The sequence below is a fragment of the Legionella fallonii LLAP-10 genome, from assembly GCF_000953135.1.
GTDB lineage: Bacteria > Pseudomonadota > Gammaproteobacteria > Legionellales > Legionellaceae > Legionella > Legionella fallonii.
In genome coordinates this window covers 1662578-1689116 of the sequence record NZ_LN614827.1, presented here as the reverse complement: position 1 = coordinate 1689116, position 26539 = coordinate 1662578, and the positions used below count along the sequence as shown (strand labels likewise).

The following is a 26539-nucleotide window of genomic DNA, read 5'->3' as shown; positions in this document are numbered from 1 at the left end:
TTATTTAAAGTGATTTAAAAAAACTCGCTCAAAATGCTGGCTTACCTCCTCTAAACTAACAGTAGGTAGGAAATGGCTCATTTGAGTCATCTCCATTTTTGCAAAGCCACAAGGGTTAATTCCTAAAAAAGGAGTTAAATCCATGTCAACATTTAAGGCTATTCCATGATAAGTGCAACCATTTTTAACTCTAAGCCCAATAGAGGCTATTTTCTTTTCTTGTACATAAACTCCTGGGGCCCCACAACGAATATTAGATTCGATTTCATATTGTGCCAAAACAGAAATCAGTATCTTCTCTAATTGGCATACAAGAGTACGGATACCTAGGTTTCTACGACGGATATCCATTAATACATAAGCTACAAGCTGTCCTGGACCATGATAGGTTACTTGACCGCCACGATCAGATTGTACAACTTTAACAGAATTATGATTAAGAATATGCTCTGGCTTTCCAGCTTGGCCTTGGGTATAAACTGGATAATGTTGTAGAAGCCATAGTTCATCCGGAGTTACAACATCTCTATGTACGGTAAATTCTTTCATTTTTAACCATACCTCGTCGTAGTCTTGAATGCCTAAATAATGAATATTCATTACAAAACCATTTTGATATCTGGATGCTTGACTAAGGCTTGATAATAGGCATCTAGTATCTCCTGGTTTTCTGCATATACGGTCGTAGTAATCGCTAGAAAATTACTTTTTTGACTCAGTTTATGGGTGATATCTGCTTCCTTAAAGGTCGGGAAATGTTTGAGAGTAATTTCTCTTATTTCATAAATAAAAGTTTGAGAGTTAACCCCGATTATTTTTACCGGAAAATAGCATGGGAATTCTATTAGAGTAGTTCTAGTCATAATTTAACGTAATAGTTGATCATATAAGTTGTTAATCGTTCGCCAATACGTTCCAATTTTACCCTTATTAATAAAACAATCATTAATCATAGTAACAGGCATTATTTCTTTGGTAGTACTAGTGATCCAGACCTCTTTGGCTTTAAAAAGCTCTTCAGTGGTTACTTCAGTCTCATTAAACGTCCAATTTAAATCAGATATTAATTCAATAGCTATTTGCCGGGTAATCCCAGGTAAACATGAGTTATTTAAATGAGGCGTCTTAATTTCCTCATCTTGGGTGACTATAAATATGTTAGCAGTTCCACCTTCAGCTATTCTCCCATTGCGCGTTAAAATTGCCGTCTCAAATCCAGAAGAAACCGCCTCATCATTTAGTAAAATATTAGCAATTAATGATGTTGTTTTAATATCACATCTTGCCCAGCGAATATCCTCAATCAGTTTGGCTCTTATTCCTTTTTCTTTATCAGTTTCAGATGGAAAATGATTATGAATGGTAAATGCTACAACTGATGGCGTAATGGTCGATGGGATATCATGTTTTCGGTAACCTTGATTTCCGCGAGTTACATGAATATATATTTGTAAATCACCACCATTATTTTCAATTATAAGCCGTTGAATTAATTCATGCCAGTTATATTGAGGGATGTTAATTTTTGTTTTTTTCAAATTAGAATAGAGGCGTTCCAGGTGTCTTTTAACAAAAAAAGGCTGCCCGTTATACACAGGCATCACCTCATAAACCGCATCTCCAAATAGAAAACCGCGATCAAATATTGATATTTTTGCATCGGCGGCATCTAAATACTCACCATTTACGAACGCAATACTCATTCCTAAGAGCCAAACCAGCTTTTGAATGTTAAGCGAATTGAGTCCTTGGCTCTCGTAAAAAATCCACCAGATTCAACTGATTGCAGTGCATATAAAGGACGGGTAGCTACTACATTATCATCAAATTTTACTACCAACTCACCCACCTTATCGCCTTTATTTATAGGGGCTTGTAAATAAGAAGGAACGTTAGTTGAAATATTCAGTCTTTGGTATTGGCCTGCTGGAATCGTAATGAATTGATCATCAGTTAATCCAACAGTTACTTTGTCAACTGCACCTTTATACAGCTGCATTTCGGAGATGGATTGGCCTGATTTATATAATTGATGCGTTTCAAAGAATCTAAAACCGTAGTTTAGTAATTTTTCACTATCATCTGCACGAGATGAGTCATTAGGTTCTCCTAATACAACAGCTAATAAACGCATGTTGCCACGTTTTGCTGAGGAAACAAGACAAAAGCCTGCTTCAGCTGTGTGTCCAGTTTTCAATCCATCAACTTGGTTATCTCTCCATAATAAACGGTTTCTATTGGGTTGACGTATGCCATTATAAGTAAACCACTTTTGCTTATACCAGCTGTAGTATTGAGGAAAATCACTAATTAATGCTCTACCTAAGATAGCTAGGTCTTTAGCAGTTGTGTATAAATTAGGATCTGGTAAACCTGTACTGTCAGTAAAGTGGCTGTTTTTCATTCCTAAATTTTGTGCTTGCTGGTTCATGATGTCAGCGAAGGCGTTTTCAGTGCCTCCAACATGCTCAGCCATGGCAACACAAGCATCATTACCGGAGTCTACGATGATGCCTTTTAATAAATCTTCAACTAAAACTTGTTGGCCCTCTTTAATAAACATACGGGAACCACCAATTCTCCATGCATCACGACTAACTCTTACACTATCATCTAAATGTATCTGGCCTTGATGTAGTGCGTTAGATACAACATATAATGTCATCATCTTAGTCAAACTAGCAGGAGGTAAACGCTCTTCACTATTTTTTTCAGCAATAATTTTACCGCTATTTACATCGATAAGAATGTAGGCTTTGGCATTAAGGGCTGGTGCTGCAGGAGTCACTAAAGGTTTGTTAGTAACAGTAGGGGACGGTCTTTGCAAATCATTATTAGGCAATGAATCTTCTGCAGTCGAATTGGTAGATTGCACAAAAAGAGTGATAAAAAACAGTGTCGTTAATAAAAAAGAGGTAGCTCTGCTCATTTATTTACCTGAAGTAGTTACAAAATGGGGATATACTAGCATAACCAACTACTAGCGGCCAAATAGCATAGTAAAAATATTGTTTTTTTTTTCAAATTTTTGAATGTGTTAAAATTATTTGGGAGCAAAACTTCGAAAAACTTTTTTTTTTCAGGTATAGTTTAGGCACAAATAATAATTATATTTAAGAGCATATGAGAAAAACATTAATTGCCCTAAGTGTACTTATAGCTGGTTGTCAGGGTACAGGCACTAACAATTCTACTAATGAAACCAATTCAACTAACAAATATTCAGGACGAACAAAACACACTGATAGCAGAATATACAATAGATATAAAAATAAAGGGAATCGCTATACCATCCAACAAGACGGTGCTCCAACTAAAATGCACAACGTTAGCTTTAAAGAGCCTGTTCCCGCAAAAGAACCTTTAAGTCGATATGGTAATCCAACTGAATATAAAGTGGATGGCCGTACTTATGAGGTGATGAAAAGTTCCACAGGATATAAAACAAGAGGTATTGCGTCTTGGTACGGAACAAAGTTTCATAAGCAGCGGACATCAAGTGGTGAGCCGTATAATATGTACGTGATGTCTGCAGCCCATAAAACACTACCCCTACCCACTTATGTGAAAGTAAAAAACTTAGATAACGGACGCGAGGCGGTAGTTAAGGTCAATGACCGTGGGCCGTTTCATGCGGATAGAGTCATTGATTTATCTTATGCTGCCGCATTAAAGTTGGGAGTGTTTCCTCGGGGAACTGCTCGAGTTGAAATAGAAACTTTAGCTGGCCCTTCTGGCCAAGCGCATTATTATCTGCAAGCAGGGGCTTTTTCATCTGAAGTTTTAGCAAAACAGTTAAAAGATAAATTGGCTCGTGTTACTCCATCCCCTGTGTTTATTGAGCATTACAAACAGCATTATGTAGTCAGGGTAGGTCCATTTGCAGCTAAAAAAATGGCTGATGGTTTAAAATCACAATTAGCAAGAAATGGAGTGAGAGGTTCCTTTTCAGTTTTAATTTAGTCTGAGTTAGATGTAAAACTGACCATTTCACTATGGTTAGATAAATTTGAAAAGGAACTGCTAATATGTCACGAGACGTCTCCTTAAAAATTTTTTTATGTGGCGATGTTATGATTGGCAGAGGGATAGATCAAATATTATCTCATCCTGTTGAACCACAAATTTATGAATCATACGTTAAAGATGCAAGAGACTATGTTTCTCTTGCTGAAGAGGTTAATGAGAGTACTCCAAGATGGTGCGATGGGAAATATATTTTGGGGGCTACTAAAACTGAACCAGGAGTTTGGTTGCTTGACGATTTAAGTTCTAAGACGATTAAGAAAATAAAAAAAGATAGAGTCGTATAAGCAGCTAGGGGATTTTTGTATTATTAGCATTCATTGGGGGCTAACTGGGTGTATCAAATTCCTGCCCAGCATCAAGTATTTGCTCATGAATTAATTGATACAGGAATAGTTCATCTTATTCATGGCCATTCTTCGCATCATCCTATAGGAATCGAATTGTATAAAAACATTGAAAAAATCTACTGCTTTTTATACTCATTTTAAGTTAGAGAACAATATAATACAGGTTCGCGTGTAGATTTTTTAGAAAGCAATAAGCAGTTATTTGAATTATAAATGCTTCGTCTCTAAGTTTTCTTGTCAAGAAAGATGACTCAAACTTCCCTTCATAATTAATAGAACCTCTTAATTTAAGATATCGTATGAATTCTCTAATGAAACTTTCTTTGAATGAGTATGCAGGCGAGAATAACTTCTTATTTGTTAAAAAGTAAAAAGTTATTCTATAGAGTGATGATAACCTCTCATTTTATAGAATAATTAATAGCTAATTATTTAATTAATAGCTAAAATCTACTACTGTAACTTAAAGACTTATTGTTTAATCAACTAGTGAGGCAATTTAACGATGCATAATGGCTCTGTATTTTATATAATATTCTTAATATTCGCTGGAGCTGCTTTTCTATCTACACTAGTTTTATATACAAAACAATCCTTATTGGTCGCCTATATACTTTTGGGAGCTATTCTGGGTCCATGGGGGTTACAATTAGTTCCTAATATTACTATGGTGCAACAAATCGGAGATATAGGAATAGTTTTTTTGTTATTCTTATTAGGTTTGCACTTACAACCACAAAACTTAATCCATATGCTAAAAGAAGTCACATGGATTGCTATTATTAGTTCTGTATTTTTTGCGGTAATTGCTTTCCTTATTGGAAGGGCGTTTGGACTTACTGTAACCGAATCGTGGGTATTAGGGGCATCGATGATGTTTTCTAGTACCATTATTGGTTTAAAATTATTACCTACTACTATACTACATCACCAACATACAGGTGAGGTGATGATTAGTGTATTGTTAATGCAAGACGTTATCGCAATAATCATTCTCATTTTGATTAATGGGGCGAAACAAGGTGGAGCCTTATCTCTTAATGATTTACTTTTGGTTGGTATTGCATTGCCCGCATTATGTTTGTTTGCATTTGCATTTGAACGATATATCCTAATTAAATTATTAGCTCGATTTGATAGAACACAAGAGTATGTCTTCTTACTTTCCATAGGCTGGTGCTTGGGACTATCGGTATTGGCCCAGACCATGGGGTTGTCTGAAGATATCGGTGCTTTTGTTGCAGGGGTTGCTTTAGCATCTAGTCCGATTTCATTGTTTATTGCTGATAGTTTAAAGCCATTAAGAGATTTTTTCTTAGTTATGTTTTTCTTTTCAATTGGTGCAACATTTAATTTTGGATTTGCAGCTCAAGTTATTATTCCGGCAGTTATTCTTGCGGCTCTAATTTTAATCATTAAACCATTCCTATTTTATGTTCTTTTAGCTCGCGCAGGAGAAAAGAAGCTTGTGGCAAAAGAAGTTGGTATTCGTTTGGGGCAGGGTAGTGAGTTTTCCTTGCTGGTTGCCAGTATTGCCTTGAGTACCAATTTGATTTCAGATGTTGCTTCTAATCTGATTCAGGCTACAACAATATTAACTTTCATTGTTTCATCATATTTTGTGGTTTTAAAATACCCAACACCTATAGCCTTTTCCGATAAAATGCGTAAGGATTAACATAATGAAATTATTGGTTATAGTCTTATGTCTGCTTAGCGAACGATTTTTAATTCATGCTGCATCATATCAACGTTTTTATTGGTTTGGTGATTATTATTTATCAATAAAGAAAATACTTGATAAAAGTGATTTCTTTCGCAATCCCTGGATGAATTTTGCCGGAATCATTATTCCTATTCTTTTGGTTGTCTCTCTTATTTATTTTCTATTTAGCAGTATGTTTTTTGGTTTCGTGGGGTTTGTTTTTAGCATTGTTATTTTCTTATATTGTCTTGGACCACAAAATGCATTTTATCCTTTATCTGAATTAAACACAGAGACAAACAATGATACCGCAGTAGGGAATTATTTTACGCAAGTGAATAGCCAATTATTTTCTGTGATATTTTGGTATGTTGTCTTGGGGCCTATAGGTGCCTTGGCTTATAGATTGATCACTTTATGTGAGACTATTAATTTTGTTGACCAACAAGCAAAACAGCTTACAGACATTGTTGAATGGATTCCCGCACGTATTTCGGCACTACTTTATTTATTAGTTGGTAATTTCCAGAAAGGTTTTGTTTCTTTTACCAAGCTGTTTTTTGCTAAACCTGAATTCAATCATCAAATGCTAAGTGACTGTGGAAAACACGCGGTGCGTGCTAATGATGCAGATGAAATACCTCTACCTGTTGCGGAATGTCTAATAGAGCATGCAACTATAGTCCTTATGGTCTTTATTGCCTTATTTACATTAGCCTCTTGGATGTAACAATTGATGATCTTTTTAATTTATTACGGATTTAAATTATGAATTTGTTATTGCGTATAGCGTGCTGTATGATTTTGTTAGGTCTTTCTGGTTGCATAAAGCAAAAAATTATAGGTGACCCACAAACAATCAACTTATGCAAAACAATCTGTGTGCAGCATTTGGAATCATGCCAGCAAAATTGTACTAATAATTGTCGTATGTGTTCTTCTGCATCCAATTACACTTCTGCAAAGAATTTTTTTAAATACGTGCATGAAAAGCAAGTTCAAGGCGGATTTATTTCTCGTGGGTTGAATTCTTACCGTGATCCACTACAATGCCGCAAAGTAACTTGTAACTGTACATCGGATTACACCACTTGTATTCAAGGTTGTACGGGAGTAATTCAAAAACAATTACGATCTGTACCATATTGTACTTAATATTATAGAATGTCGGGGAACTTATTCATGGCAAATGAACCTAATGTTGATCTAGATCCAATTGAAACACGCGAGTGGCTGGATGCCCTGCAATCTGTATTTGCCACTGATGGTATTGAACGCGGAGCTTTTCTATTACAGCAACTCCTGAATAAAGCTAATGCTGAAGGAGTCAAATTATCAAGCTCAATAAATACACCTTATAGAAATACCATAAAACCATATGCAGAAAAGCAAATGCCTCCTGATGAAGGAATAGGTAAACGTATTAGTGCTTTGATTCGATGGAATGCAGTTGCTATGGTGCTTAGAGCAGGCAAATATGCGCCTGAGTTGGGCGGTCATATAGCATCTTATGCTTCCTCATCTACTTTATATGAAACAGGATTCAACTATTTCTTTAAAGGTCCGAACGGAGAGCATGGTGGCGACTTAGTTTATATTCAGGGGCATTCTTCGCCTGGTATTTATGCTCGTGCCTTTCTTGAAGGTCGATTAAGTGAAAACCAATTACAGCTGTTCCGACAAGAAGTAGAGGTGGATGGTCTATCGTCCTATCCTCATCCTTGGCTAATGCATGATTTTTGGCAATTTCCAACGGTCTCTATGGGCTTAGGTCCTTTGCAAGCAATCTACCAAGCGCGTTTTTTAAAGTATTTGGAAAATAGAGGGCTTATTGAAGCTGAGGGACGAAAAGTATGGGCGTTTCTTGGTGATGGAGAAATGGATGAGCCAGAATCCGTGGGCGCATTAAGTATTGCTGCTCGAGAAAAACTAGATAACCTTATTTTTGTTGTAAACTGTAATTTACAACGCTTAGATGGGCCTGTACGTGGTAATGGAAAAATTATACAAGAATTAGAGGGATTATTCCGTGGTGCTGGCTGGAATGTCATTAAAGTCATTTGGGGAGCCCGTTGGGATCCTTTGTTTGCTCAAGATAAAGACGGCTGGATGCAAAAACGCATGGAAGAATGTGTGGATGGAGATTATCAAGCGTATAAAGCCAACGATGGTTCTTATGTGAGACAACACTTCTTTAATCGCTATCCTGAATTACAGAAAATGGTTGAGAATCTTTCTGATGATGAAATATGGCGTCTTAATCGTGGTGGTCATGATCCACAAAAAGTATTTGCTGCTTATGCTCAAGCTGTTGAACATAAAGGAAGTCCGACCGTAATATTAGCAAAAACCATTAAAGGTTACGGAATGGGGGCTGCTGGTGAAGGACAAAATATCACTCATCAACAAAAGAAAATGACTATAGAGCAACTCAAAGCGTTTAGAGACCGCTTTAGTATCCCCGTCAGCGATGAAAAAATTGCTGAAGTTCCTTTTTATAAACCAGATGACAATAGCCCTGAGATTCAATACATTAAAAAACATAGAGAGGCTTTAGGTGGTTATCTACCAGCCAGATCTACTCAAGCAGAGCCATTAAAGATCCCTCCATTGGATGAGTTCTCTTCAGTTACCAAAGGGCTAGGCGATAGAGAAATATCAACCACTATGGCTTTTGTGCGTCTTCTTTCTATTTTGTTGAAAAACAAAGAAATTAGCTCGCGTATTGTTCCAATAGTGCCAGACGAATGTAGAACATTTGGTATGGAAGGTTTATTCCGTCAAATTGGTATTTATTCTCCTGTAGGCCAACTTTATACCCCAGTTGATCATGGCCAGGTCATGTATTATAGAGAAGCTAAAGACGGGCAGATATTAGAAGAGGGCATTAATGAGGCAGGAGCCTTTTGTTCGTGGATTGCTGCTGCAACTTCATATAGCTCCAATAAGCTCACGATGATCCCTTTCTATATTTATTATTCTATGTTCGGTTTTCAACGGATTGGCGATTTGGCATGGGCTGCTGGTGATATGCAGGCCAGAGGATTTTTGCTTGGAGGAACTGCTGGACGTACAACTTTGGCAGGTGAAGGGCTCCAGCATCAAGATGGTCATAGCCACCTCTATTCATCAACCATTCCCAACTGTGTTTCTTACGATCCTACCTATGCTTATGAGCTTGCTGTCATTATTCAGCATGGTTTATATCGCATGTATGAAAAAATGGATAATGTCTTTTATTACATTACCGTAATGAATGAAAACTACCTACATCCTGATATGCCTAAAGGAGTTGAGGAAGGCATTATCAAAGGGATGTATGTGTTGAAAGACGCTAAGAAAAAGTCAAAACAGCATGTTCAATTGATGGGATGTGGGACTATTCTTCGTGAAGTAATACAAGCAGCGGAAATGCTGGAAAAAGATTATTCAATTACTTCAGATATCTGGAGTGTAACCAGCTTTAATGAATTACGACGTGATGGTTTAGCCGCTGAACGCTATAATGCACTTCATCCAGAAAAGAAAGCAAAAGAAAGTTATGTTTCATCTCAATTGAAGGGACGTCAAGGTCCAGTAATTGCAGCAACTGATTACATGCGTATTTATGCGGATCAAATCCGTTCTTTTGTCCCTAATCGTTATGTTACGTTGGGTACTGACGGTTATGGTCGAAGCGATACACGCGAACGTCTCCGTCATTTCTTTGAGGTTGATGCAAAATTTATTGTTCTAGCAGCACTTAATGCATTGGTCGCTGAGGGAACTATAGATAAATCTAAGGTTGTTGATGCAATAAAACGTTATAACATTAACCCAGATAAATTAGATCCAGTAACTCATTAGTTAAATGATGATCTTAAAGTAAATAGAGATATTATTTAACTGGATGCTGAGGATAGATATGGCAAACGAAATAGAAATAAAAGTTCCTGATATAGGCGGCGCTACTCAGGTTGATGTAATTGAAGTTCTTATCAAGGTCGGAGACGAAATCTCCATCGATACTCCTTTAATTACTCTAGAGTCTGATAAGGCGAGTATGGAAATACCTTCTCCACAAGCAGGAAAAGTAAGCAAAATATTGGTAAAAGTGGGGGATAAGGTATCTGAGGGGGATGTTATCCTTTTGGTTCAGACAGAACAAGTTGCAGATACGTCGGAACCAGCATCTAAAGAAACTGATCAACCCCAAAAATCAGAAGCTCCTGCTGAGGCCGCAAAACCCGTAGAGCAAGCCGCTCAGTCACAATCCGTTGACGTATCAATACCGGATATTGGTGGAGCTACGGATGTTGATGTAATTGATGTTTTAGTTAAGCCGGGCATGCAAATAGAGAAAGATCAGGCTTTAATAACCTTAGAAGGTGATAAGGCTACTATGGACATTCCTTCACCTTATTCTGGTACCGTTAAAAAGCTGGGTATTAAGTTAGGCGATAAAGTGTCCCAGGGCACCCTTATCTTGACTATGGAAACTAGTGGCTCAGTAGAAAGTACGCCTGTTGTAGAAAAAAGTATTTCAGCTGCTAAATCAGAGCCAGTTGTAGAAGTAACTAAACCAACAGGTGTTGAGCTTTCCAGAGCGGAGCCAATTGCTTCAGACGCAATTGAGTATCAAGGAACTATTGCTGCTGGGCCTGCTGTTCGTCGTATAGCAAGAGAATTCGGTGTGGATCTGTCTTTGGTAAAAGGTAGTGGGCGTAAGTCACGAATTACTAAAGAGGATGTGCAGGCTTATGTTAAAGAGCGATTAAATGAGCGGCCTGCTGCAGGTAACTTTAGTTTGCCAGGTAACCCTGTGATTGATTTTAGTCGATTCGGTGATATTGAGACGAAGCCGCTAAATAAAATCAAAAAACTGACAGGTGCTAATGTTCATCGTTCTTGGATCACTATTCCTCACGTTACTCAGTTTGATGAGGCCGATATTACTGACTTGGAGGCATTTAGGAAGGCTGAGTCAGAAAACAGCAAAAGCACTGGCTATAAATTGACCATTCTTGCTTTTGTATGTCGTGTCGTGAGTAAGGCTCTCCAAGTTTATCCTCAATTTAATTCCTCTTTGGATGCTAGTGGAGAAAATCTAATTTATAAAAAATATTGCAATATTGGTATTGCAGTAGAAACACCTAATGGTTTGGTTGTTCCGGTAATTAAAAATGTGGAACACTTAAGTGTTGGTGACATTGCCCAAGAGATGACAAGACTAAGCAGTAAGGCAAGGGATAAGGGATTGATGCCAGCAGATATGTCTGGTGGTTGTTTTACAATCTCAAGCCTCGGCGGCATAGGCGGCACAGCATTTACTCCTATTGTAAATAGTCCCGAAGTTGCCATATTAGGATTATCTCGTTCAGCGATTAAACCTATCTACACAAACGGAGAATTTAAGCCGAGACTAATGTTGCCTCTTTCTTTATCTTATGATCATCGAGTGATTGATGGGGCTGAAGCAGCACGATTTGCGCGTTTTATTAGTGAAGCTTTGAGTGATATCCGAAGAATTTTGTTATGAGATTTAAGTAACGTTGCCGTGCAGCCCGTATTAGCGCCGCGTAATACGGGATTTTTTCTTCTTCTTATTAGTTGTGAATTTAAAGAAGTAATCTGGACTTGTTACTCACTATTATGTGGAACCTCGTATTCCGCGGCACTGATACGGGCTAAATTTGTTCCTGAATACTGAGCGTAGTTTTGACCTGCTGGTATTTTAATGATTTTGTAAAATAATATTTAAATGAGGCTTGAAATGGCTAAGAAAATTAAAACTGAAGTGGTGGTATTAGGTAGTGGGCCTGGTGGTTATACTGCTGCATTCAGAGCTGCAGATTTAGACAAAAAGGTAGTTTTGGTTGAGCGTTTCGATAATTTGGGTGGCGTTTGTTTAAATGTGGGATGTATTCCATCTAAAGCACTGTTACATATAGCCAAGGTAGTTGAAGAAGCTGAAGAGATGTCTGAGCAAGGCGTCAGTTTTGGTAAGCCTAAATTGGATAATAAAAAACTAGTAACTTGGAAAAATTCTGTAGTTTCTAAACTAACAGGTGGGCTAAAGGCTTTATCTAAGCAACGCAAAGTAGAAATTATTACTGGAACTGGAAAATTTTCCGGTACTCACCAAATAACTGTAGATACTAAAGAAGGTCCTGTAGAGGTTGAGTTTGATAACGCAATTATTGCGGTTGGTTCTGAGTCAATTAATTTGCCATTTATTCCTGAGGACAAACGTATATTCAGTTCAACAGGAGCTTTAGAGCTTGCTGATATTAAAGGTGATTTATTGGTTCTTGGCGGCGGTATTATTGGTTTAGAAATGGCAACGGTTTACTCTGCCTTAGGTGTAGATGTTACTGTAGTTGAGTTTATGGACCAACTTATTCCCGGTGCCGACACAGATCTAGTTAATATTCTGCAAAAACGTATGGCTAAGAAAGGAGTAAAATTCCTTTTGAAAACCAAAGTGACTGCGGTTGAAGCCAAAAAAGATGGAGTTTATGTGTCTATGGAAGGGCAGCATGCTACAGATAAGCCATTATGCTTCCAACAAGTTTTGGTTTCTGTCGGAAGAAGACCTAATGGCGGTGTTATCAATGCTGAAAAAGCTGGTGTAAAAGTTGATGAGCGAGGTTTTATTCCTGTTGACAAACAATTAAGAACTAACGTACCTCATATTTTTGCTATAGGTGATGTCATTGGACAACCTATGCTTGCTCATAAAGCAATACCTGAAGGCAAAGTGGCAGCAGAAGTCATTGCTGGTAAAAAACATTATTTTGAACCTAAGTGCATAGCGAGTGTCGCTTATACCGATCCTGAGTTGGCTTGGGTTGGTTTAACTGAAAAAGAGGCTAAAGAGAAAGGGGTTTCTTATGAGAAGGCTACATTCCCTTGGGCTGCAAGTGGCCGTGCTTTAAGTATGGGACGAGAAGAGGGAATGACTAAATTATTATTCTGTCCTGATACTAACCGTATACTCGGAGCAGGTATTGTTGGGGTTAATGCGGGTGATCTGATTGCTGAGACCGCTCTTGCTATTGAAATGTGTTGTGATGTAGAGGATATTGCTCTGACCATTCATCCTCATCCAACCTTATCTGAAACTATAGCTCAAGCAGCTGAAGCATTTGAAGGGACTATTACAGACCTTTATCTGCCTAAAAAGAAAAAGAAAGAGTAACTATTGTAGGCTGGGCTGTGGAGCCCAGCATTTCTTATAGACTCTATAGGAGCTGTGAATGATAGCCAGCATTCGTCGTATGAAAGAAACGGATATAGATAATGTCTATGCCATTGAAACTAGTGTTCATGTGGCTCCCTGGAGTAGAAACATATTAAGGGATTGTGTTTTAGTTGGGTATGATTGTCGAGTTCTTGAAATAACGGATGAGAACAGTGGTGCGGTGCTGGGTGGGTATATTATTGCTAGAGTATCCAATAATACTTGCCATGTATTAAACTTTTGTATTGCCAAGCAGTTACAATCAAAAGGATGGGGACGTAAATTATTGCAAACTTTTCTCGATTCACTTTCAGAGGTAGGCTCTGTAGTTCTCGAAGTAAGACCCAGTAATAGTACGGCTTTGCATCTTTATCAAACAATGGGTTTTGAACAACTCGAACTCAAGAAAGAATACTATAAAGACAGTCACGGCATTGAGGATGCAATTTTATTAAGAAAACAATTAGTTATTTAAATTTCTTCAATTCTTTCTACTGTGTAATGAGGAGTTCTGATACCCCGAACCCTCATGGTACATTCTCTGATCATGCCTTCGGTGTCTTCTTACATGGTCCTACCTGTTGATAGTTTGGAAAGAGACCAAATAGAAAAATTATTTCGTCAAGACTGTTTTTTTATTGTTTTTTTGTTATCATTACAAGCTGCGTGGTTCTATGCATTATTTTCCCCTTGTGGGTATCTTCTTATTTTCAATACAAAACCTAGTTTTATATGTTCTCTTGTTTTTCAATAACGCCTTGCTCTGTATGGTGTTTAACTTTTTTTTAATGTTAGATAACTTATCCCCATTTTCTGTGGATAACTCTGTGAATACACCCTGATTACTCACTGAATAGAGCTTTAGTCGTGTTGGTCGAACAACAAATTGTCCGACTTTAGGAATGCTGAATATGGCTAAGCATTACTATATAAGATAAGTCAGTTTTCGGATCGGTTTTTTTCGAGTAATTATGGGGAGATGTACCTAGATAATATATCGCGAGATTAGGCTTATATCGGTGATTTTATAGATAGGAGTTATTGTGGTGAGCTTTTGTTGGGCAATTTGTTGACTGACCTCCGTTTTATGGGCTTGGGAAGAGGGCTAATGATTCCTCTATTTTTTCTTGTCCCTTTAGTTTTGGCAAAAATAAACAATCATTTGTGGAGTTGCTCCTACATCAACAGGTAAAACGGCACCGAGATGCCGATGATAGGGATAATTTAGACTCATAATATAATGTTCTAATTAAGTAGCTATTTATTATACACTCATACATATAAAGTGTGGTTATTGTAGGTTTAATGATTGAACAAGTGGTGATCTTTGGAGTTTTGATGAAATCGTTCTGTAAAATGGTCAATTGTTAATAATTCCTTAATTTTAATCAAGTAGAATCGATATGTTAGGTTGCTAGTCGAACTATGACGGCAATATGTTATCCACAACATAACGGATAGCAGAGAACTTAAGCTTATTAATTAAGCCCTTTTGAAGAATAAAAAAACCAGGTTTTTCGATTGACTTGCAGATAGTGACTGCATACAATTGATCTTAATTTGTACTTAATGCCATTTCGAGGATCAACAAAGGGAGTTCGCGATTATAGTATAGGAAAATCTGTTGAATTGGCTTCAAGATAGTGGAGGCGTTTTATGCCTAAGAATATTGATCTTACCGTTTTTTCACAGTTGCTTGGTAGACAAATACAAGATAGTCGTATTGAGAATGATAACATCATTTTAGTTGACGCTGAGCGTGATGTTTCCGATAGACCTGTTCTCAATCCAAATTATTTTTTATTCATGTTAGGTACAGATACGGTTTATACTCATCTGCCAACAACAAATTTGGAAAAAGAAGCTGATCGTAAGAGCTATGAAAATGGCGAAACTCTGTCTTATACAGCTAGAGTTGTAGCAACAAAAATGGGTGAGCTGGAGCCTGACCTGACTGGCCAACCTTTATCATTTAGCACGCCTTCAGTTGATGTAGTTAATGGTCCCACAACACGAGGTACCGAAGTAGGGGAGCGTATTGCTCTAGGTCTTTTTCTTGTATTAAAAGCAATTGCAGAAGGCAAGGAAAATATTGTAATACCTGCACATAGTAGAGGCGCGGTAGAAACCATTTTAATGCTTCACGAGTTAGATAGAGTAAAAACAGAGCTGAAGCAAAATCCTAAAAAATCGTTATACACCATTCTTTTGGAATCCCCATGTTATTATACTAGAAATGCTGTTGCAAAATTCTTTAAAGATGTTAAAGAAGCTGACAATGTAAGAGCTAGTCTATCGGCACGGCTTTCTAATGCAAAAGTAAATGCTTTTCTTATGGATCCTGTTCCAGGAGGGCGCTATATGTTCATTCCTGGGATTGCTTGGCGAGATGATAGGTTTTTCCAAAAGCCGCCTAGTAATGCTGCTGAATTACTGATTTTTCGTGATGAACGATCACGTTGCTTTAAGCCTATTATTCCTAGTGGTTTGACGCCTATTGTTACTCCTGGGCATCATGGTACGGCGAGCGGAAATATTTACACTCAACAAATGTATCCTGTTGTTGTTGAAAAAGGGGCTAATGATACATCCACAGTACAACAATTAGCTGTAGGAAAATTGCTTAATTTTATCAATAAGCATACTGGATTATTCGATAGTCCAACAGAAGAAATCAATTTGGAACATCCTAAGCTAGACGCACTTACTAATCGCTTTTTAAATAAATCACAGGCGGAACGTTCTAAGCTGCTATTAGATTTATATCAACGTGTTCATGAAAATGATGCTGCTTATAAACTGCTCGCCAAAGGAGGCTATGCTTATTTGGGAACAGAATCCGCTAAAGCCGGGACACGATTAGTGCACTATGGGGCGCATAACTCTATGGGGTTAGATACTGTTGTCACGAGTTTGGATGGTCAGTTTGTCAATGCGGAACATGCTTCATTATACCTTCATGATCAAATGGAGTTTTCCCTGGATGATGACAAGGATGAGCTAGATACCTTAACTAGCAAATTTAGTGTGGTCTTGACTAAGTTATTCCAAGGATTTAAAGATGATAACGCAAAAATAAAAGCGCTACTTGAAGAGACGCCTCAAAGGAAAGTTACATTTCAAGCATTATTAGTCTTTGTTGATAGTATTAGCCAAAAATATCTCCGTAATCATTTATCCGAAGAAACTAAAACTAATCTATTAAGAGAAATTGATACAATATTTGGAATATTAGAAAGCTTTAAAACAGTTACTGCTGAGGATTCTATTAATGGGATAATCACTGAATGTGAAGAAATGCTACGTTTAGGGATACAGAAAACTGCTAACTCTCATTACAGTGCTTTATTAGATCAAACGGTTAAACTTGAGAAGGAGTCTGAGTATTTTCTAGCGCCAAATGAAGAGTTTGCTAGCGTATTTGACAGCTTTTTAAAAGCTATGGAGGCAAAATTAAGTGAGGAAAATGAGGTAACAGGCCTTTTACAAACTATATATGGTAAGTTATCCTCAGTTGATCCAGTGACTGTGAAGTCAGTGGGAAAAGCATTGCAGGATGAAGTTTTGGCTTTAAGTCTTAATGAGAATGAATCAGCCCCTAAGGCCATAGGAGTGCTTTCAGAGCTGGTCACTGATAAAACTTTAGCTTTAGATCGCTATTTAGATGCAGAAATACCCAATAAAGATGTCTTTTTTGCTGAACTCAACAGAGTTTATGATAATTTAGTTAGCCTAATTAACGGACATCTACACGTACAAAAGATTGTTGGAAAAGAAAAACTAGAATTTACTCCAAGAAAACTAGCGATACATCAAGAGGCAGTAATTAAATTAGCAGCTCAAATACTCTTAAAAAAGAAAATAGATCTGCATGATAAACCTGATAGCATGGATGTCGAGTTTTTCAAAAAAGTTAAGGCCCAAGCAATTGCTTTAGGTGCAGATAATCCTGATATCATCGATTTACAGCGTCTAATTTTAAAATTAGGCGAAGAAAAACAATTAGTGAAAATAGGGATAGAGCAGCTCGTAAAAGAACATCAAACTGAGATAGAAAAGTTACATCAAGTATTAGATGAAAAATTAGAACAAGAAAAAACGACACATGGAAAGGAAAAAGAACAACTTTCACTAACTATTGATCAATTACATAGTGACATAGAATCGTTAAATCGTACTAATGGAGAGAAACTTCGTCAGTTAGAAGTGCAGCTCGAAACAGCTGAAAGTAAAGTTAACGAATTACAAACTGAATTGCAGCAATTAGACGTAACGAGTAAGGAAGCGATTAACGAGTTGAGAAAAAATGCGGAGACTGCGGCTAGAGAGTATCGTGAAGAATTAGCACACCAACAACAAGCGGCGGAACGTACCCTTAATGAGACTACCCAACGCTTGACTTCTGAGAAAGAGGAACTGCAAGAGCAACTACGTTTAGCCCACGATGACCATCAGCAAGATAAAGAACAAGCTGGTGAAGCGATTAAAAAATTGCAAACTCAGTTGCAGCAATTAGACGTAACGAGTAAGGAAGCGATTAACGAGTTGAGAAAAAATGCGGAGACTGCGGCTAGAGAGTATCGTGAAGAATTAGCACACCAACAACAAGCGGCGGAACGTACCCTTAATGAGACTACCCAACGCTTGACTTCTGAGAAAGAGGAACTGCAAGAGCAACTACGTTTAGCCCACGATGACCATCAGCAAGATAAAGAACAAGCTGGTGAAGCGATTAAAGAGTTGCAAACTCAGTTGCAGCAATTAGACGTAACGAGTAAGGAAACGATTAACGAGTTGCGACAAAAAGCGGAGACTGCGGCTAGAGAGCACAGCGAAGAATTAGTACGTCAACAACACGCGGCGGAACGTACCCTTAATGAGGCTACCCAACGCTTTACTTTTGAGAAAGAGGAGTTGCAAAAACAACTACGTTTAGCCGAAGGTGAACACCAGCAAGATCAAGAAAAAGCGGATGAGGCGATTAAAGAGTTGCAAACTCAGTTGCAGCAATTAGACATAACGAGTAAGGAAGCGATTAACGAGTTACGACAAAAAGCGGAAACTGCGGCTAAAAAGTACAGCGAAGAATTAGCACACCAACAACAAGTGGCAGAAAGTACTCTTAATGAGGCTACCCAACGCTTTACTTTTGAGAAAGAGGAGTTGCAAAAGCAACTACGTTTAGCCGAAGGTGAACACCAGCAAGATCAAGAAAAAGCGGATGAGGCGATTAAAGAGTTGCAAACTCAGTTGCAGCAATTAGACGTAACGAGTAAGGAAGCGATTAACGAGTTACGACAAAAAGCGGAAACTGCGGCTAAAAAGTACAGCGAAGAATTAGCACACCAACAACAAGCGGCAGAAAGTACTCTTAATGAGGCTACCCAACGCTTTACTTTTGAGAAAGAGGAGTTGCAAAAGCAACTACGTTTAGCCGAAGGTGAACATCAGCAAGATCAAGAAAAAGCTGTTGAGGCGATTAAAGAATTGCAAACTCAGTTGCAGCAATTAGACGTAACAAGTAAGGAAACGATTAACGAGTTACGACAAAAAGCGGAGACTGCGGCCAAAAAGTACAGCGAAGAATTAGCACACCAACAACAAGTGGCAGAAAGTACTCTTAATGAGGCTACCCAACGCTTTACTTTTGAGAAAGAGGAGTTGCAAAAACAACTACGTTTAGCCGAAGGTGAACATCAGCAAGATCAAGAAAAAGCGGATGAGGCGATTAAAGAATTGCAAACTCAGTTACAGCAATTAGACGTGACGAGTAAGGAAGCGATTAACGAGTTACGACAAAAAGCGGAAACTGCAGCTAAAAAGTACAGCGAAGAATTAGCACACCAACAACAAGTGGCAGAAAGTATTCTTAATGAAGCGACCAAGCAGTTGACCACTGAGAAAGCCCAGCTACAAGACCGGTTGGAAAAGCAATTACTATTGGCTCAAGGTGCGCACCAGCAAGATCAGAAAAAAGCTGGTGAGGCGATTAAAGAGTTACGAACTCAATTGCAGCAATTAGACGTAACGAGCAAGGATACTATTCGTGAATTACAACAAAAAGCGGATACTGCAGCTCAAGAACACAGTGAAGAGTTAGCGCGTCAACAAAAAGTAGCTGAACGTGTTCTAAAAGAAACAATAGCACGGCTAACTAATGATAAAAATGGACTGGAGGTTCAATTAAACAAAAAGCTTGAGTTGTCAGGTAATGCGCACGAGCAGGACAAAGCACAATTTGAGCGCGAAATTAAGGGATTGCAACAGCAATTAGCTTCTTTAAAATCACATATCAGCCTGTTACAGGAGCAAACAGCTACTACCACTGCTGATGCTGGATCACAGCTCAAGATGTTACAAGCTGAACAGCAAAAGCAAGCTAAGTTGATAGCCGATCTACAGACTGAAAAGGAAAGAACTTGTTTTAACATTATTGCAGAGCAATTACTTCCTTTGACAAAAGAGTATGCAGCCTATCTAGAGCGTGAGGCGTTGAAGGTCAATCCTTCATTTACTCCAACAAACTATAAAACCCCTGCTTCTTTCACAGGGTTACCTGCAGATCAAGAAAAGTATGCTAAAGTAATAGCTAAATATTCGGTAGTACAAAATCTTTTAATAGACTTAACCGATAAGGATGCACATCCTCTACCTAGTGAGCGCATTACTTACTTTACAAAATCATTGAAAAAAGCAGACGTTGAGTTAAAACAGCATCGTGACGCTGAATGGATAAAGTATTTCAATGCCAGCATGGTAGCTCTTGTAGTGTGTACAGGTATTTTACCTGGCCTCTTGGTACTGTTGACGTATGCAGCTGTTAAAGGAAATCCATTTAGACTCTTTACTCAAAGTAAGGGTGAGCAATTTGTAGATAAAGTGGATTATTCTTTATCGGATTTGCATAAAGGAAAATCAATTGGATTCTTTACTCAGGTAGAAGATGGTTTATCTGAAGATAAGTTACTTGAAGATGAATTGTCCGCTTCGTCAAAAAAGGTACCTCCGGTAGCTTAGCACTACTAATCCCTTGAAAAAATCAGATGTTTAAAGCGGTAGATTTTAAGCATCTGATTAATCCTCAATAAATATTTTTTATCAAATCAATATTAGGTTTTTTGCTTATAGATAAGACTTCAGCTATGCTCAATACAGGGAAATTTATTATCTAAATCAAAGGAGTAGTGCGCTATGAGTTTTTCTATCGTAAAAAACGTATTGGCTGTATCCGCTGTGGGATTGCTCTCGCTATCTGCTACTGTACACGCTGCTGATGAGGATTTTCTGGGTGCATGTACAAATGCCTGGATGCAAAAAATTAATGACTCTGCTGAAAAAGTAGATTATAAAAATTTTGGAGAAAAATATTGTACTTGTGCATCCAATCAATTGAGAGATAAAAAAGATCTAACTCAAGACATGCTACAAAAAGCAATGCAATTATGTATGTCTAGAACGTTATTACATGACGCAATGGATTCTGTTGAGGAAGAAGTTGGTTTAAGCGAGGCAAAAGATACCGATGTAATGGAATATTGTGAAGACAGGTGGAAACTGATTTATCCTAAGCAAACAGATGATGATAAAAAAATAACCACAGCTTATTGTGAGTGTGCGAAACCTAAATTAATGGACTTGATTAAACAAGCTGATAATATGACAGACAAACAGTATGATGATGCTATAGATAGTGTCGCCGCTGCGTGTTCTGGTAATGTAAAACAGGAAACGCCACCAACCGCAAGTGGAACGACTAATTCATCAACTCCGGCTACCCCAACTAATTCAACTGCTCCAACAACCCCTGCAGATACGCACTAGGGTTCTGCTATAAAGTTATGCATACCTATGCATAACCGGAGCCACTTCATGTACCCCGTGGTCGATGCCGCGGGGATTCGAAATATCTTAACTTTATGAGTCGGGAGTCCGACCTTTAAAACTTGGTGCTATAGGGGACAGAGAGCATTGCTCAAGTTATTTTCTTGCATAAACAACAACTGAACAAATAACTAAAGACATTCCTATCAATTGTCCCATTGTTAATTGTTCACTAAGTATTATCCCTGCAAGTATTACCGTTGCTACAGGCATTATAGCAGTAGATAATGAAGCCATTACTCCATCTACTCTTTGGCAGCCATGATACCAAAATACATAAAATAATCCTGAGCTTAGACCAAGGATAAATACAATGCTCCATCCTTCCCTGCTTATCGCGACATCATGAGAAAAAAAGAAAGGCAAAGTAAATAATAATAAAATAGCATTAATGCCATTGAGGAGAGCGGATAACAGAAAAACAGGTAAGCGGATAGGATGAACTTTAGAAAAAACATAATAAGATGCTTCAGGTATCAGCGACAGAAGAACAATTGCATCACCAATGAATGAATGATTTAATCGAGGCCCATTGAGTTTCTCATAAGCAATAATCAGGAGTCCTAATGTGGCGATAATGACACAACCTGCTTTTTTACCTGATATTTTTTCACCTAGAATGATCCATGACATAATTGCAATCAAAGCCGGTAGGGCGCTGGTTATGATACCAGCTGCATTGGCATCGGTATAATGTAACCCAAGTAGCATGAAACAATTAAATAAAACCCCTGCGCTTAATGCTTGTGCCAGAATGTAAAACCAATCTTTTTTATTTAACTGAGCGAAATGATGAGCAATTGAACTTTTCTTTGCTGGGGTTAACCAATGTAATGGTAATAAAATTCCAGTTGCTACGGTAAAACGAATAGTAAGTAATATAATAATAGGCATGGTGGATAAAAGGAATTTTGAGGATACAATATTAATTGCTACCATGATTTGTGCCAGAATAAGAAATGATAATCCTTGTATGTAATAAAAATTTTTTTCGCTTTTCATGATGAAGAACATCCTTAAGTCAATTACATGTGTTCCTTAGTCTGATGCCTATGAGCCAAGGGTCCCATCGATTAATAACAGTATTGTATATTTAAATACACAGTTCAGAGGATTATTAATATATCAAAATATTTTTTGTTAGGTGTTATCCGAGGGAAGCAATTTCTTTGCCGTTAACGCCATCTCTCTCCATTCTGAGGGATACATCCCTAATACAGCGTGGAAACGACGGCTAAACGCAGGTACATTTTCATAACCAATGGCAAATGCAATAGAGGTAATAGTATGAGACGTCGTTGATAAGAGAAGTTTAGCGTGTTCCAGTTTCTTCTGGCGCCAATATTCGGCAAGTCCTGTACCCGTATTCTTTTTGAATCGACGTTGCAATTGACTAATACTTAAGTGGCAATGTTGTGCTAATTGTTCAAGATTTACTGATGTAGAAAAATGTAGATCAATCCAGTTTTTAGCTTTTAAGACCAACAAATCTTGATTTGATAATATAGGGTGCGATAATAGATTTAATAATAAACTATTAATTAACCTATGGGAGGATAAGTCATTGACTCCATGAAGCAAATAATAATGCGCAAATTGCAAAAATTGTTTGGTTACAGGAGTTAGTGTAATAAAAGAAGGCATATTAATAGCAGGGGAATCGGGTTGACTAAAATCAACTACCACAAATAAATTATCTTGACTTCCTGAGAAGCTATGACGTGTACCTGTGGCAACAAATGCAGCTTTTTCTGCATCAATAATACCTGCACTGGAGCCTATTTCAAGTTCCAAAACTCCTTTAACAGGGAGTACTAGCTGAGCATATTCATGACTGTGGCTTGTTTGTTCTGTATGATAGGAACGAAGTTCAATATGAGATGAAAACATTCATTGAGCCTTGGTCTGGTATAATCTCAAACCTATTATATAAGAAAATTAGCAAATTTCGACTAATAAAAAACTCTTAAACGTAAGCGCGGCGATTTTTCACTACGGTAGCGCTTGGCAAGAAGCCTATTGCTAATCATTTACCAAGCTGATATATAGGCAGTCGTCATCTAGATGAATGTTTAGAGCGGACAGTTTTTCGTTCAAGTAAATATGGTTCTTGAATAAAATAAATTTTAATTCTTTGCATGGAGTAATAATGAATTTAAAAGCACTCTGTTTTACTACTATGATGGCTTCTGCTGCACTGGCTCAGCCTCTTTATTCAGAACAAAATAATAGTTTAACTTTTAAAAACAAAAGAGGTTCTCTTTTAGAGTTAACTATTCAATCGGACAACCAAATTAGCGGTTATTTTACTACGGCTGTAGCCTCTAAATCATGTCCTGATGCTGTTGGAACAAAAAGACCTGTAACTGGTTATATAGTGGGTAATGCGTTAACGTTTAGTGTCGTTTATCCCATGTGCCAATCTGTTTTGAGTATTAGTGGCAATTTTACTAAAAACCAAAACAATATAGATACTATCTCTATCTTGACGCATCAAGCGGTAGATATCACTCATGAGGGACCAGGTGCTCGCTTCATTGGCCATGATACTTATAGAAAAGTTAGTTAATGGTTGAGCAGGTTAAGAGCGAAATATTTTTCTAAGGCCTTCTCTCGTGATTTAGTATCTATTTTAATCAATGTCCCTTTCGCGAGCGAGGAGATTTTTAGTGCTACAAAGTAGTATTTTTCTATTTCTTATCCCTTCCTAACCCTGAAGGGATAATTTTTCTTCATTTGCTCTTTTACTCAGATGACTATGGAGTAAAATACCCAAAAAAGAATTTAAACGCCTCTAAGCGCTCTACTGTCTTCAATATCTTCGTGAAGGTTTTCTTCGAGAACCTCTTCCGGCTTCGCTTGAGTTTCGGTTTTTATTTCAGAAAGGGCATTTTTAAAATCGCTGATGGATTTAGCTAGTCCTTTTTCTCTACCGTGATGAATCATCGCAGCGCTTGTAACACCTGCCGCAGCGACCCCGGCACCAGCGCTAACAGTCGCAGCTAAACCTGCAACGCCAACAGCAGCAAGTAACAAGCTACTACCAGCCGTTGGAATAGCGGCTAAAACTCCGGCGACTACCAAAACAGCACTGGCAAAAGTTAATAATCCAATACCTAATGCTTTCCAGCCGGATGAGCTCTTGCCTGAGACATGATGTGATAAGGCGGCTAGTCGTTTTGCATTTTCTTGTGATTGTTTTGGTTCATGCGCCTCCATTAAGCTTTTGTTCGTTGTTGCTAGCACTTGAGTTAAATCATTGAGGCTGGCTGAACTTAGTTCGCCGGGTTTATCCTTTGCAATGGATTGAACCTGTTTTAATACCTCTTTACCTTTTTCAATCAGTTGTTTTTCTTTATCATCTCTAGGTGCTTTTGCCAAATTAGCGGTAAATTTTTCTAAATGATCATTATATTCTGCTACTGCAAGACGACTTGGTTTCGTGAGGAAGGCAACATCGCCGATTTTATTTTGTTTGTTGGTTTTGGCGCTGCTAAGATAGAGTTCCTCTGTCGCTCTCGGGCTGAATGTAGTTTTACTATCAAAAAAGTTATTGGCAATAGAGTCCGTTTTCATACCGGGAGAACCATTGACATGATGCGTAGTTATTTCCGCAGCATTTCCTCCTTCCGCGCGCATGGACTCAATGTTGCTTTGGTCTAGTTCTTTATCATCATATCTCTTTTTCATCCATTCTTGAGTTGCTTTTTCTACTGCAGTGCCTGTTCTATCCTGGCCACTGGCACAATGGACGGTACTAATGGTATTGGCTGTGCAAGAAGCCGCTAACATGACCTTAGTTACACTTTCAAGTCTTGTCGCTTTTTGTAGTGGTGCAGAACCTGATGGTTGAGTTTCTTCGTTAAAATTTAATTCTGGTGCTACATCCAAAACTCGAAATGTTCCATCAGGATTAGTTGGAACATAGGATACATTATCCTTCTTATCTTGATTATTTCTGGTCGCTTGATAAACGTGATCAACAATAGTTGACTGATGCTCAAGTGGACTATCCGTATTCAGTGTAGTCACGTGGACATTCAACGATTCGGCGTCTTTTCCCATTTTCTTTGCTGCAGTGCGACGAACTTGCTCCAAATTTTCCCGCGTATGGGTTTGTAATACCTCACTTTTTTCTCCTTTGCCCACAAAAACAGGTGATCCCATTCGAGCTAACCAGAGTACATCCTCTTCTTTTTTAGCATTTAAAGCATCTACTGCTTCTGGAGACTCAAGTGTTGCCTCATCCTCAATTTCAATTAATTCATTTTTCACAATAAACGCATTTTTTGCACTGACTAAATGCGTTTTGCGTGCTTGGGCAGGCAATGCTCTATCATCTTGGGCGATCAAATCGGAAAATAAACTATCTGCTTCTTGAAATGCAATTTTTTGACGAGTGTGAGAATTGCTCTCATCCTTAAATGGATAAGGTGTTATTACTTTTAATTTGTTAAGTGTTTCTTTTTGCGCTTCTGTTTTTTCGGTAACTGGATATTGGGTTTCACGTTGAAGGATTTTTGCATCTTTGTCATAGGTTAAAGTGACCAGGGTGCGGGCAGGAGCGAGGGTACTGGATAAATTCCGGTAATGAAACAATAACTTTTCCGCGTCTTCTTCTTTTTCACAGCCTTGTGTTAAATTGGCCTCATGTAGTTTTTCGACTAAAAAAGTGTTGAACTCCTTTTCCTTTTGGTGAATTTGTTTATGCTTCTCTTCATCGGTACCTGGGCCTTGGGCAATCTTTAAAATTTCTGCACTTAATTCTCCAAAGCGATTTTTAAGGGCATCACGTATTTCTTTGCCTTTTTCTCCATGCTTCTTATCAATTGCATAATCAATGGGACGTAAACGAGATAAACAGCGTAATAAGGTATTATTAGCATCAATAACTGGTGCATCATGGGACATTCTTTTTTCAAGGGGGATAGCATGAGTTGCATCTCGAATCCACTCATTATCTTTATTTAAAGTCGAGACAATGCCGAATTGTGCATCATTTGTTTCACGCAATAAATCACTCATGGCTTCATATCCTATCTCACCATTTTGCAATTTTTCTTGAACTGTGTCAGGAGACAATCTATGTTCGTTTCCCTTTTGTGTAACCAAAACTTTAAAATGGCCACTGTGTTCTCTTGGCATAACAAACTCCTACGTTAACGACAGTTTCGGATCTCAGCCCATTCTTTCTCTGGAGGCGCTTTTTTTGCGCTGTCTCGAAGCATATACACAAGATTTTTGTCTTGGTGGATGTTCGGGATAGGATTACCCCTCCTCAGAAAGAACGGTTCCGAGGTAGGTGACATTTTTATCCGAAAATGACATTAGGTTAATGCACTCAATGAATTAACT

Annotated in this window: 19 protein-coding genes; 12 read left to right on the top strand and 7 right to left on the bottom strand. The window is 38.0% G+C overall.

The window, feature by feature from the left end; all coding sequences use genetic code 11:
• The 4 genes from lipB to LFA_RS06830 are packed head-to-tail and all read right to left on the bottom strand — an operon-like array spanning window position 1 to window position 2929.
• Window positions 1-600: a lipoyl(octanoyl) transferase LipB gene (lipB, locus tag LFA_RS06845; protein WP_045095522.1), complete on the bottom strand. Its 600-nt coding sequence runs from the start codon at window positions 598-600 to the stop codon at window positions 1-3.
• Complete coding sequence (locus tag LFA_RS06840) at window positions 600-863, bottom strand: YbeD family protein (RefSeq protein ID WP_045095521.1); 264 nt, start codon at window positions 861-863, stop codon at window positions 600-602. The genes lipB and LFA_RS06840 overlap by 1 nt, the downstream gene beginning before the upstream one ends.
• Before the next feature lie 3 nt (window positions 864-866).
• Window positions 867-1703, bottom strand: a complete 837-nt coding sequence (locus tag LFA_RS06835) for a D-amino acid aminotransferase (protein ID WP_045095520.1) — start codon at window positions 1701-1703, stop codon at window positions 867-869.
• Window positions 1704-1705: 2 nt separating this feature from the next.
• On the bottom strand, window positions 1706-2929 hold the full coding sequence (locus LFA_RS06830) for a D-alanyl-D-alanine carboxypeptidase family protein (protein ID WP_045095519.1): 1224 nt from the start codon (window positions 2927-2929) through the stop codon (window positions 1706-1708).
• Between the two features lie 194 nt (window positions 2930-3123).
• On the opposite strand from LFA_RS06830, the gene LFA_RS06825 reads away from it, so the two are divergent.
• From LFA_RS06825 to LFA_RS06775, 11 genes are all read left to right on the top strand, one after another.
• On the top strand, window positions 3124-3963 hold the full coding sequence (locus LFA_RS06825; protein ID WP_045095518.1) for a septal ring lytic transglycosylase RlpA family protein: 840 nt from the start codon (window positions 3124-3126) through the stop codon (window positions 3961-3963).
• 65 nt (window positions 3964-4028) lie between these two features.
• A complete protein-coding gene (locus LFA_RS20305) occupies window positions 4029-4313 on the top strand; it encodes a hypothetical protein (protein ID WP_045095517.1) in 285 nt (94 codons plus the stop codon).
• Window positions 4314-4346: 33 nt separating this feature from the next.
• Window positions 4347-4517, top strand: a complete 171-nt coding sequence (locus LFA_RS20300; RefSeq protein WP_331709338.1) for a CapA family protein — start codon at window positions 4347-4349, stop codon at window positions 4515-4517.
• Window positions 4518-4881: 364 nt separating this feature from the next.
• Entirely contained in the window at window positions 4882-6054 is a 1173-nt protein-coding gene (locus tag LFA_RS06815) for a cation:proton antiporter (protein ID WP_045095516.1), read from the top strand.
• Window positions 6055-6058: 4 nt separating this feature from the next.
• A complete protein-coding gene (locus LFA_RS06810; protein ID WP_045095515.1) occupies window positions 6059-6811 on the top strand; it encodes a regulatory signaling modulator protein AmpE in 753 nt (250 codons plus the stop codon).
• Window positions 6812-7263: 452 nt separating this feature from the next.
• Window positions 7264-9927, top strand: a complete 2664-nt coding sequence (gene aceE / locus LFA_RS06805; protein ID WP_045095514.1) for a pyruvate dehydrogenase (acetyl-transferring), homodimeric type — start codon at window positions 7264-7266, stop codon at window positions 9925-9927.
• A gap of 58 nt (window positions 9928-9985) precedes the next feature.
• Window positions 9986-11599 (top strand): dihydrolipoyllysine-residue acetyltransferase, encoded by a 1614-nt coding sequence (gene aceF, locus LFA_RS06800; RefSeq protein WP_045095513.1) that lies wholly within the window; start codon window positions 9986-9988, stop codon window positions 11597-11599.
• Window positions 11600-11833: 234 nt separating this feature from the next.
• Window positions 11834-13261, top strand: coding sequence for a dihydrolipoyl dehydrogenase (lpdA, locus tag LFA_RS06795; RefSeq protein WP_045095512.1), 1428 nt, complete (start codon window positions 11834-11836; stop codon window positions 13259-13261).
• 58 nt (window positions 13262-13319) lie between these two features.
• On the top strand, window positions 13320-13778 hold the full coding sequence (gene rimI / locus LFA_RS06790; RefSeq protein WP_045095511.1) for a ribosomal protein S18-alanine N-acetyltransferase: 459 nt from the start codon (window positions 13320-13322) through the stop codon (window positions 13776-13778).
• 1181 nt (window positions 13779-14959) lie between these two features.
• The gene (locus LFA_RS06780) at window positions 14960-20320 is read left to right on the top strand and encodes a coiled-coil domain-containing protein (protein ID WP_045095509.1); all 5361 of its coding nucleotides are present in this window, start codon (window positions 14960-14962) and stop codon (window positions 20318-20320) included.
• 174 nt (window positions 20321-20494) lie between these two features.
• Complete coding sequence (locus tag LFA_RS06775) at window positions 20495-21124, top strand: hypothetical protein (protein WP_045095508.1); 630 nt, start codon at window positions 20495-20497, stop codon at window positions 21122-21124.
• 156 nt (window positions 21125-21280) lie between these two features.
• On the opposite strand, the gene LFA_RS06770 is transcribed toward LFA_RS06775, so the two are convergent.
• Window positions 21281-22186 (bottom strand): DMT family transporter, encoded by a 906-nt coding sequence (locus LFA_RS06770; RefSeq protein WP_052673886.1) that lies wholly within the window; start codon window positions 22184-22186, stop codon window positions 21281-21283.
• Window positions 22187-22324: 138 nt separating this feature from the next.
• Window positions 22325-23074, bottom strand: coding sequence for an AraC family transcriptional regulator (locus tag LFA_RS06765; protein WP_045095506.1), 750 nt, complete (start codon window positions 23072-23074; stop codon window positions 22325-22327).
• 259 nt (window positions 23075-23333) lie between these two features.
• On the opposite strand from LFA_RS06765, the gene LFA_RS06760 reads away from it, so the two are divergent.
• Window positions 23334-23753 carry an avidin/streptavidin family protein gene (locus tag LFA_RS06760; RefSeq protein WP_045095505.1) on the top strand — a complete coding sequence of 140 codons (420 nt, stop codon included), beginning with the start codon at window positions 23334-23336 and terminating at the stop codon, window positions 23751-23753.
• Between the two features lie 215 nt (window positions 23754-23968).
• Here the strand turns inward: LFA_RS06760 and LFA_RS20150 are convergent, their stop codons facing one another.
• Window positions 23969-26329 (bottom strand): hypothetical protein, encoded by a 2361-nt coding sequence (locus LFA_RS20150; RefSeq protein ID WP_065814365.1) that lies wholly within the window; start codon window positions 26327-26329, stop codon window positions 23969-23971.
• Window positions 26330-26539 lie beyond the last annotated feature (210 nt).

Coding starts and splice junctions, on each gene's coding strand:
- LFA_RS06780 (WP_045095509.1), top strand. CDS start 14,960: ATGCCTAAGAATATTGATCTTACCGTTTTTTCACAGTTGCTTGGTAGA.
- LFA_RS06775 (WP_045095508.1), top strand. CDS start 20,495: ATGAGTTTTTCTATCGTAAAAAACGTATTGGCTGTATCCGCTGTGGGA.
- lpdA (WP_045095512.1), top strand. CDS start 11,834: ATGGCTAAGAAAATTAAAACTGAAGTGGTGGTATTAGGTAGTGGGCCT.
- LFA_RS06770 (WP_052673886.1), bottom strand. CDS start 22,186: ATGAAAAGCGAAAAAAATTTTTATTACATACAAGGATTATCATTTCTT.
- LFA_RS06810 (WP_045095515.1), top strand. CDS start 6,059: ATGAAATTATTGGTTATAGTCTTATGTCTGCTTAGCGAACGATTTTTA.
- LFA_RS20305 (WP_045095517.1), top strand. CDS start 4,029: ATGTCACGAGACGTCTCCTTAAAAATTTTTTTATGTGGCGATGTTATG.
- LFA_RS06830 (WP_045095519.1), bottom strand. CDS start 2,929: ATGAGCAGAGCTACCTCTTTTTTATTAACGACACTGTTTTTTATCACT.
- lipB (WP_045095522.1), bottom strand. CDS start 600: ATGAATATTCATTATTTAGGCATTCAAGACTACGACGAGGTATGGTTA.
- aceF (WP_045095513.1), top strand. CDS start 9,986: ATGGCAAACGAAATAGAAATAAAAGTTCCTGATATAGGCGGCGCTACT.
- LFA_RS06760 (WP_045095505.1), top strand. CDS start 23,334: ATGAATTTAAAAGCACTCTGTTTTACTACTATGATGGCTTCTGCTGCA.
- LFA_RS06835 (WP_045095520.1), bottom strand. CDS start 1,703: ATGAGTATTGCGTTCGTAAATGGTGAGTATTTAGATGCCGCCGATGCA.
- LFA_RS06825 (WP_045095518.1), top strand. CDS start 3,124: ATGAGAAAAACATTAATTGCCCTAAGTGTACTTATAGCTGGTTGTCAG.
- rimI (WP_045095511.1), top strand. CDS start 13,320: ATGATAGCCAGCATTCGTCGTATGAAAGAAACGGATATAGATAATGTC.
- LFA_RS20150 (WP_065814365.1), bottom strand. CDS start 26,329: ATGCCAAGAGAACACAGTGGCCATTTTAAAGTTTTGGTTACACAAAAG.
- aceE (WP_045095514.1), top strand. CDS start 7,264: ATGGCAAATGAACCTAATGTTGATCTAGATCCAATTGAAACACGCGAG.
- LFA_RS06840 (WP_045095521.1), bottom strand. CDS start 863: ATGACTAGAACTACTCTAATAGAATTCCCATGCTATTTTCCGGTAAAA.
- LFA_RS06815 (WP_045095516.1), top strand. CDS start 4,882: ATGCATAATGGCTCTGTATTTTATATAATATTCTTAATATTCGCTGGA.
- LFA_RS06765 (WP_045095506.1), bottom strand. CDS start 23,074: ATGTTTTCATCTCATATTGAACTTCGTTCCTATCATACAGAACAAACA.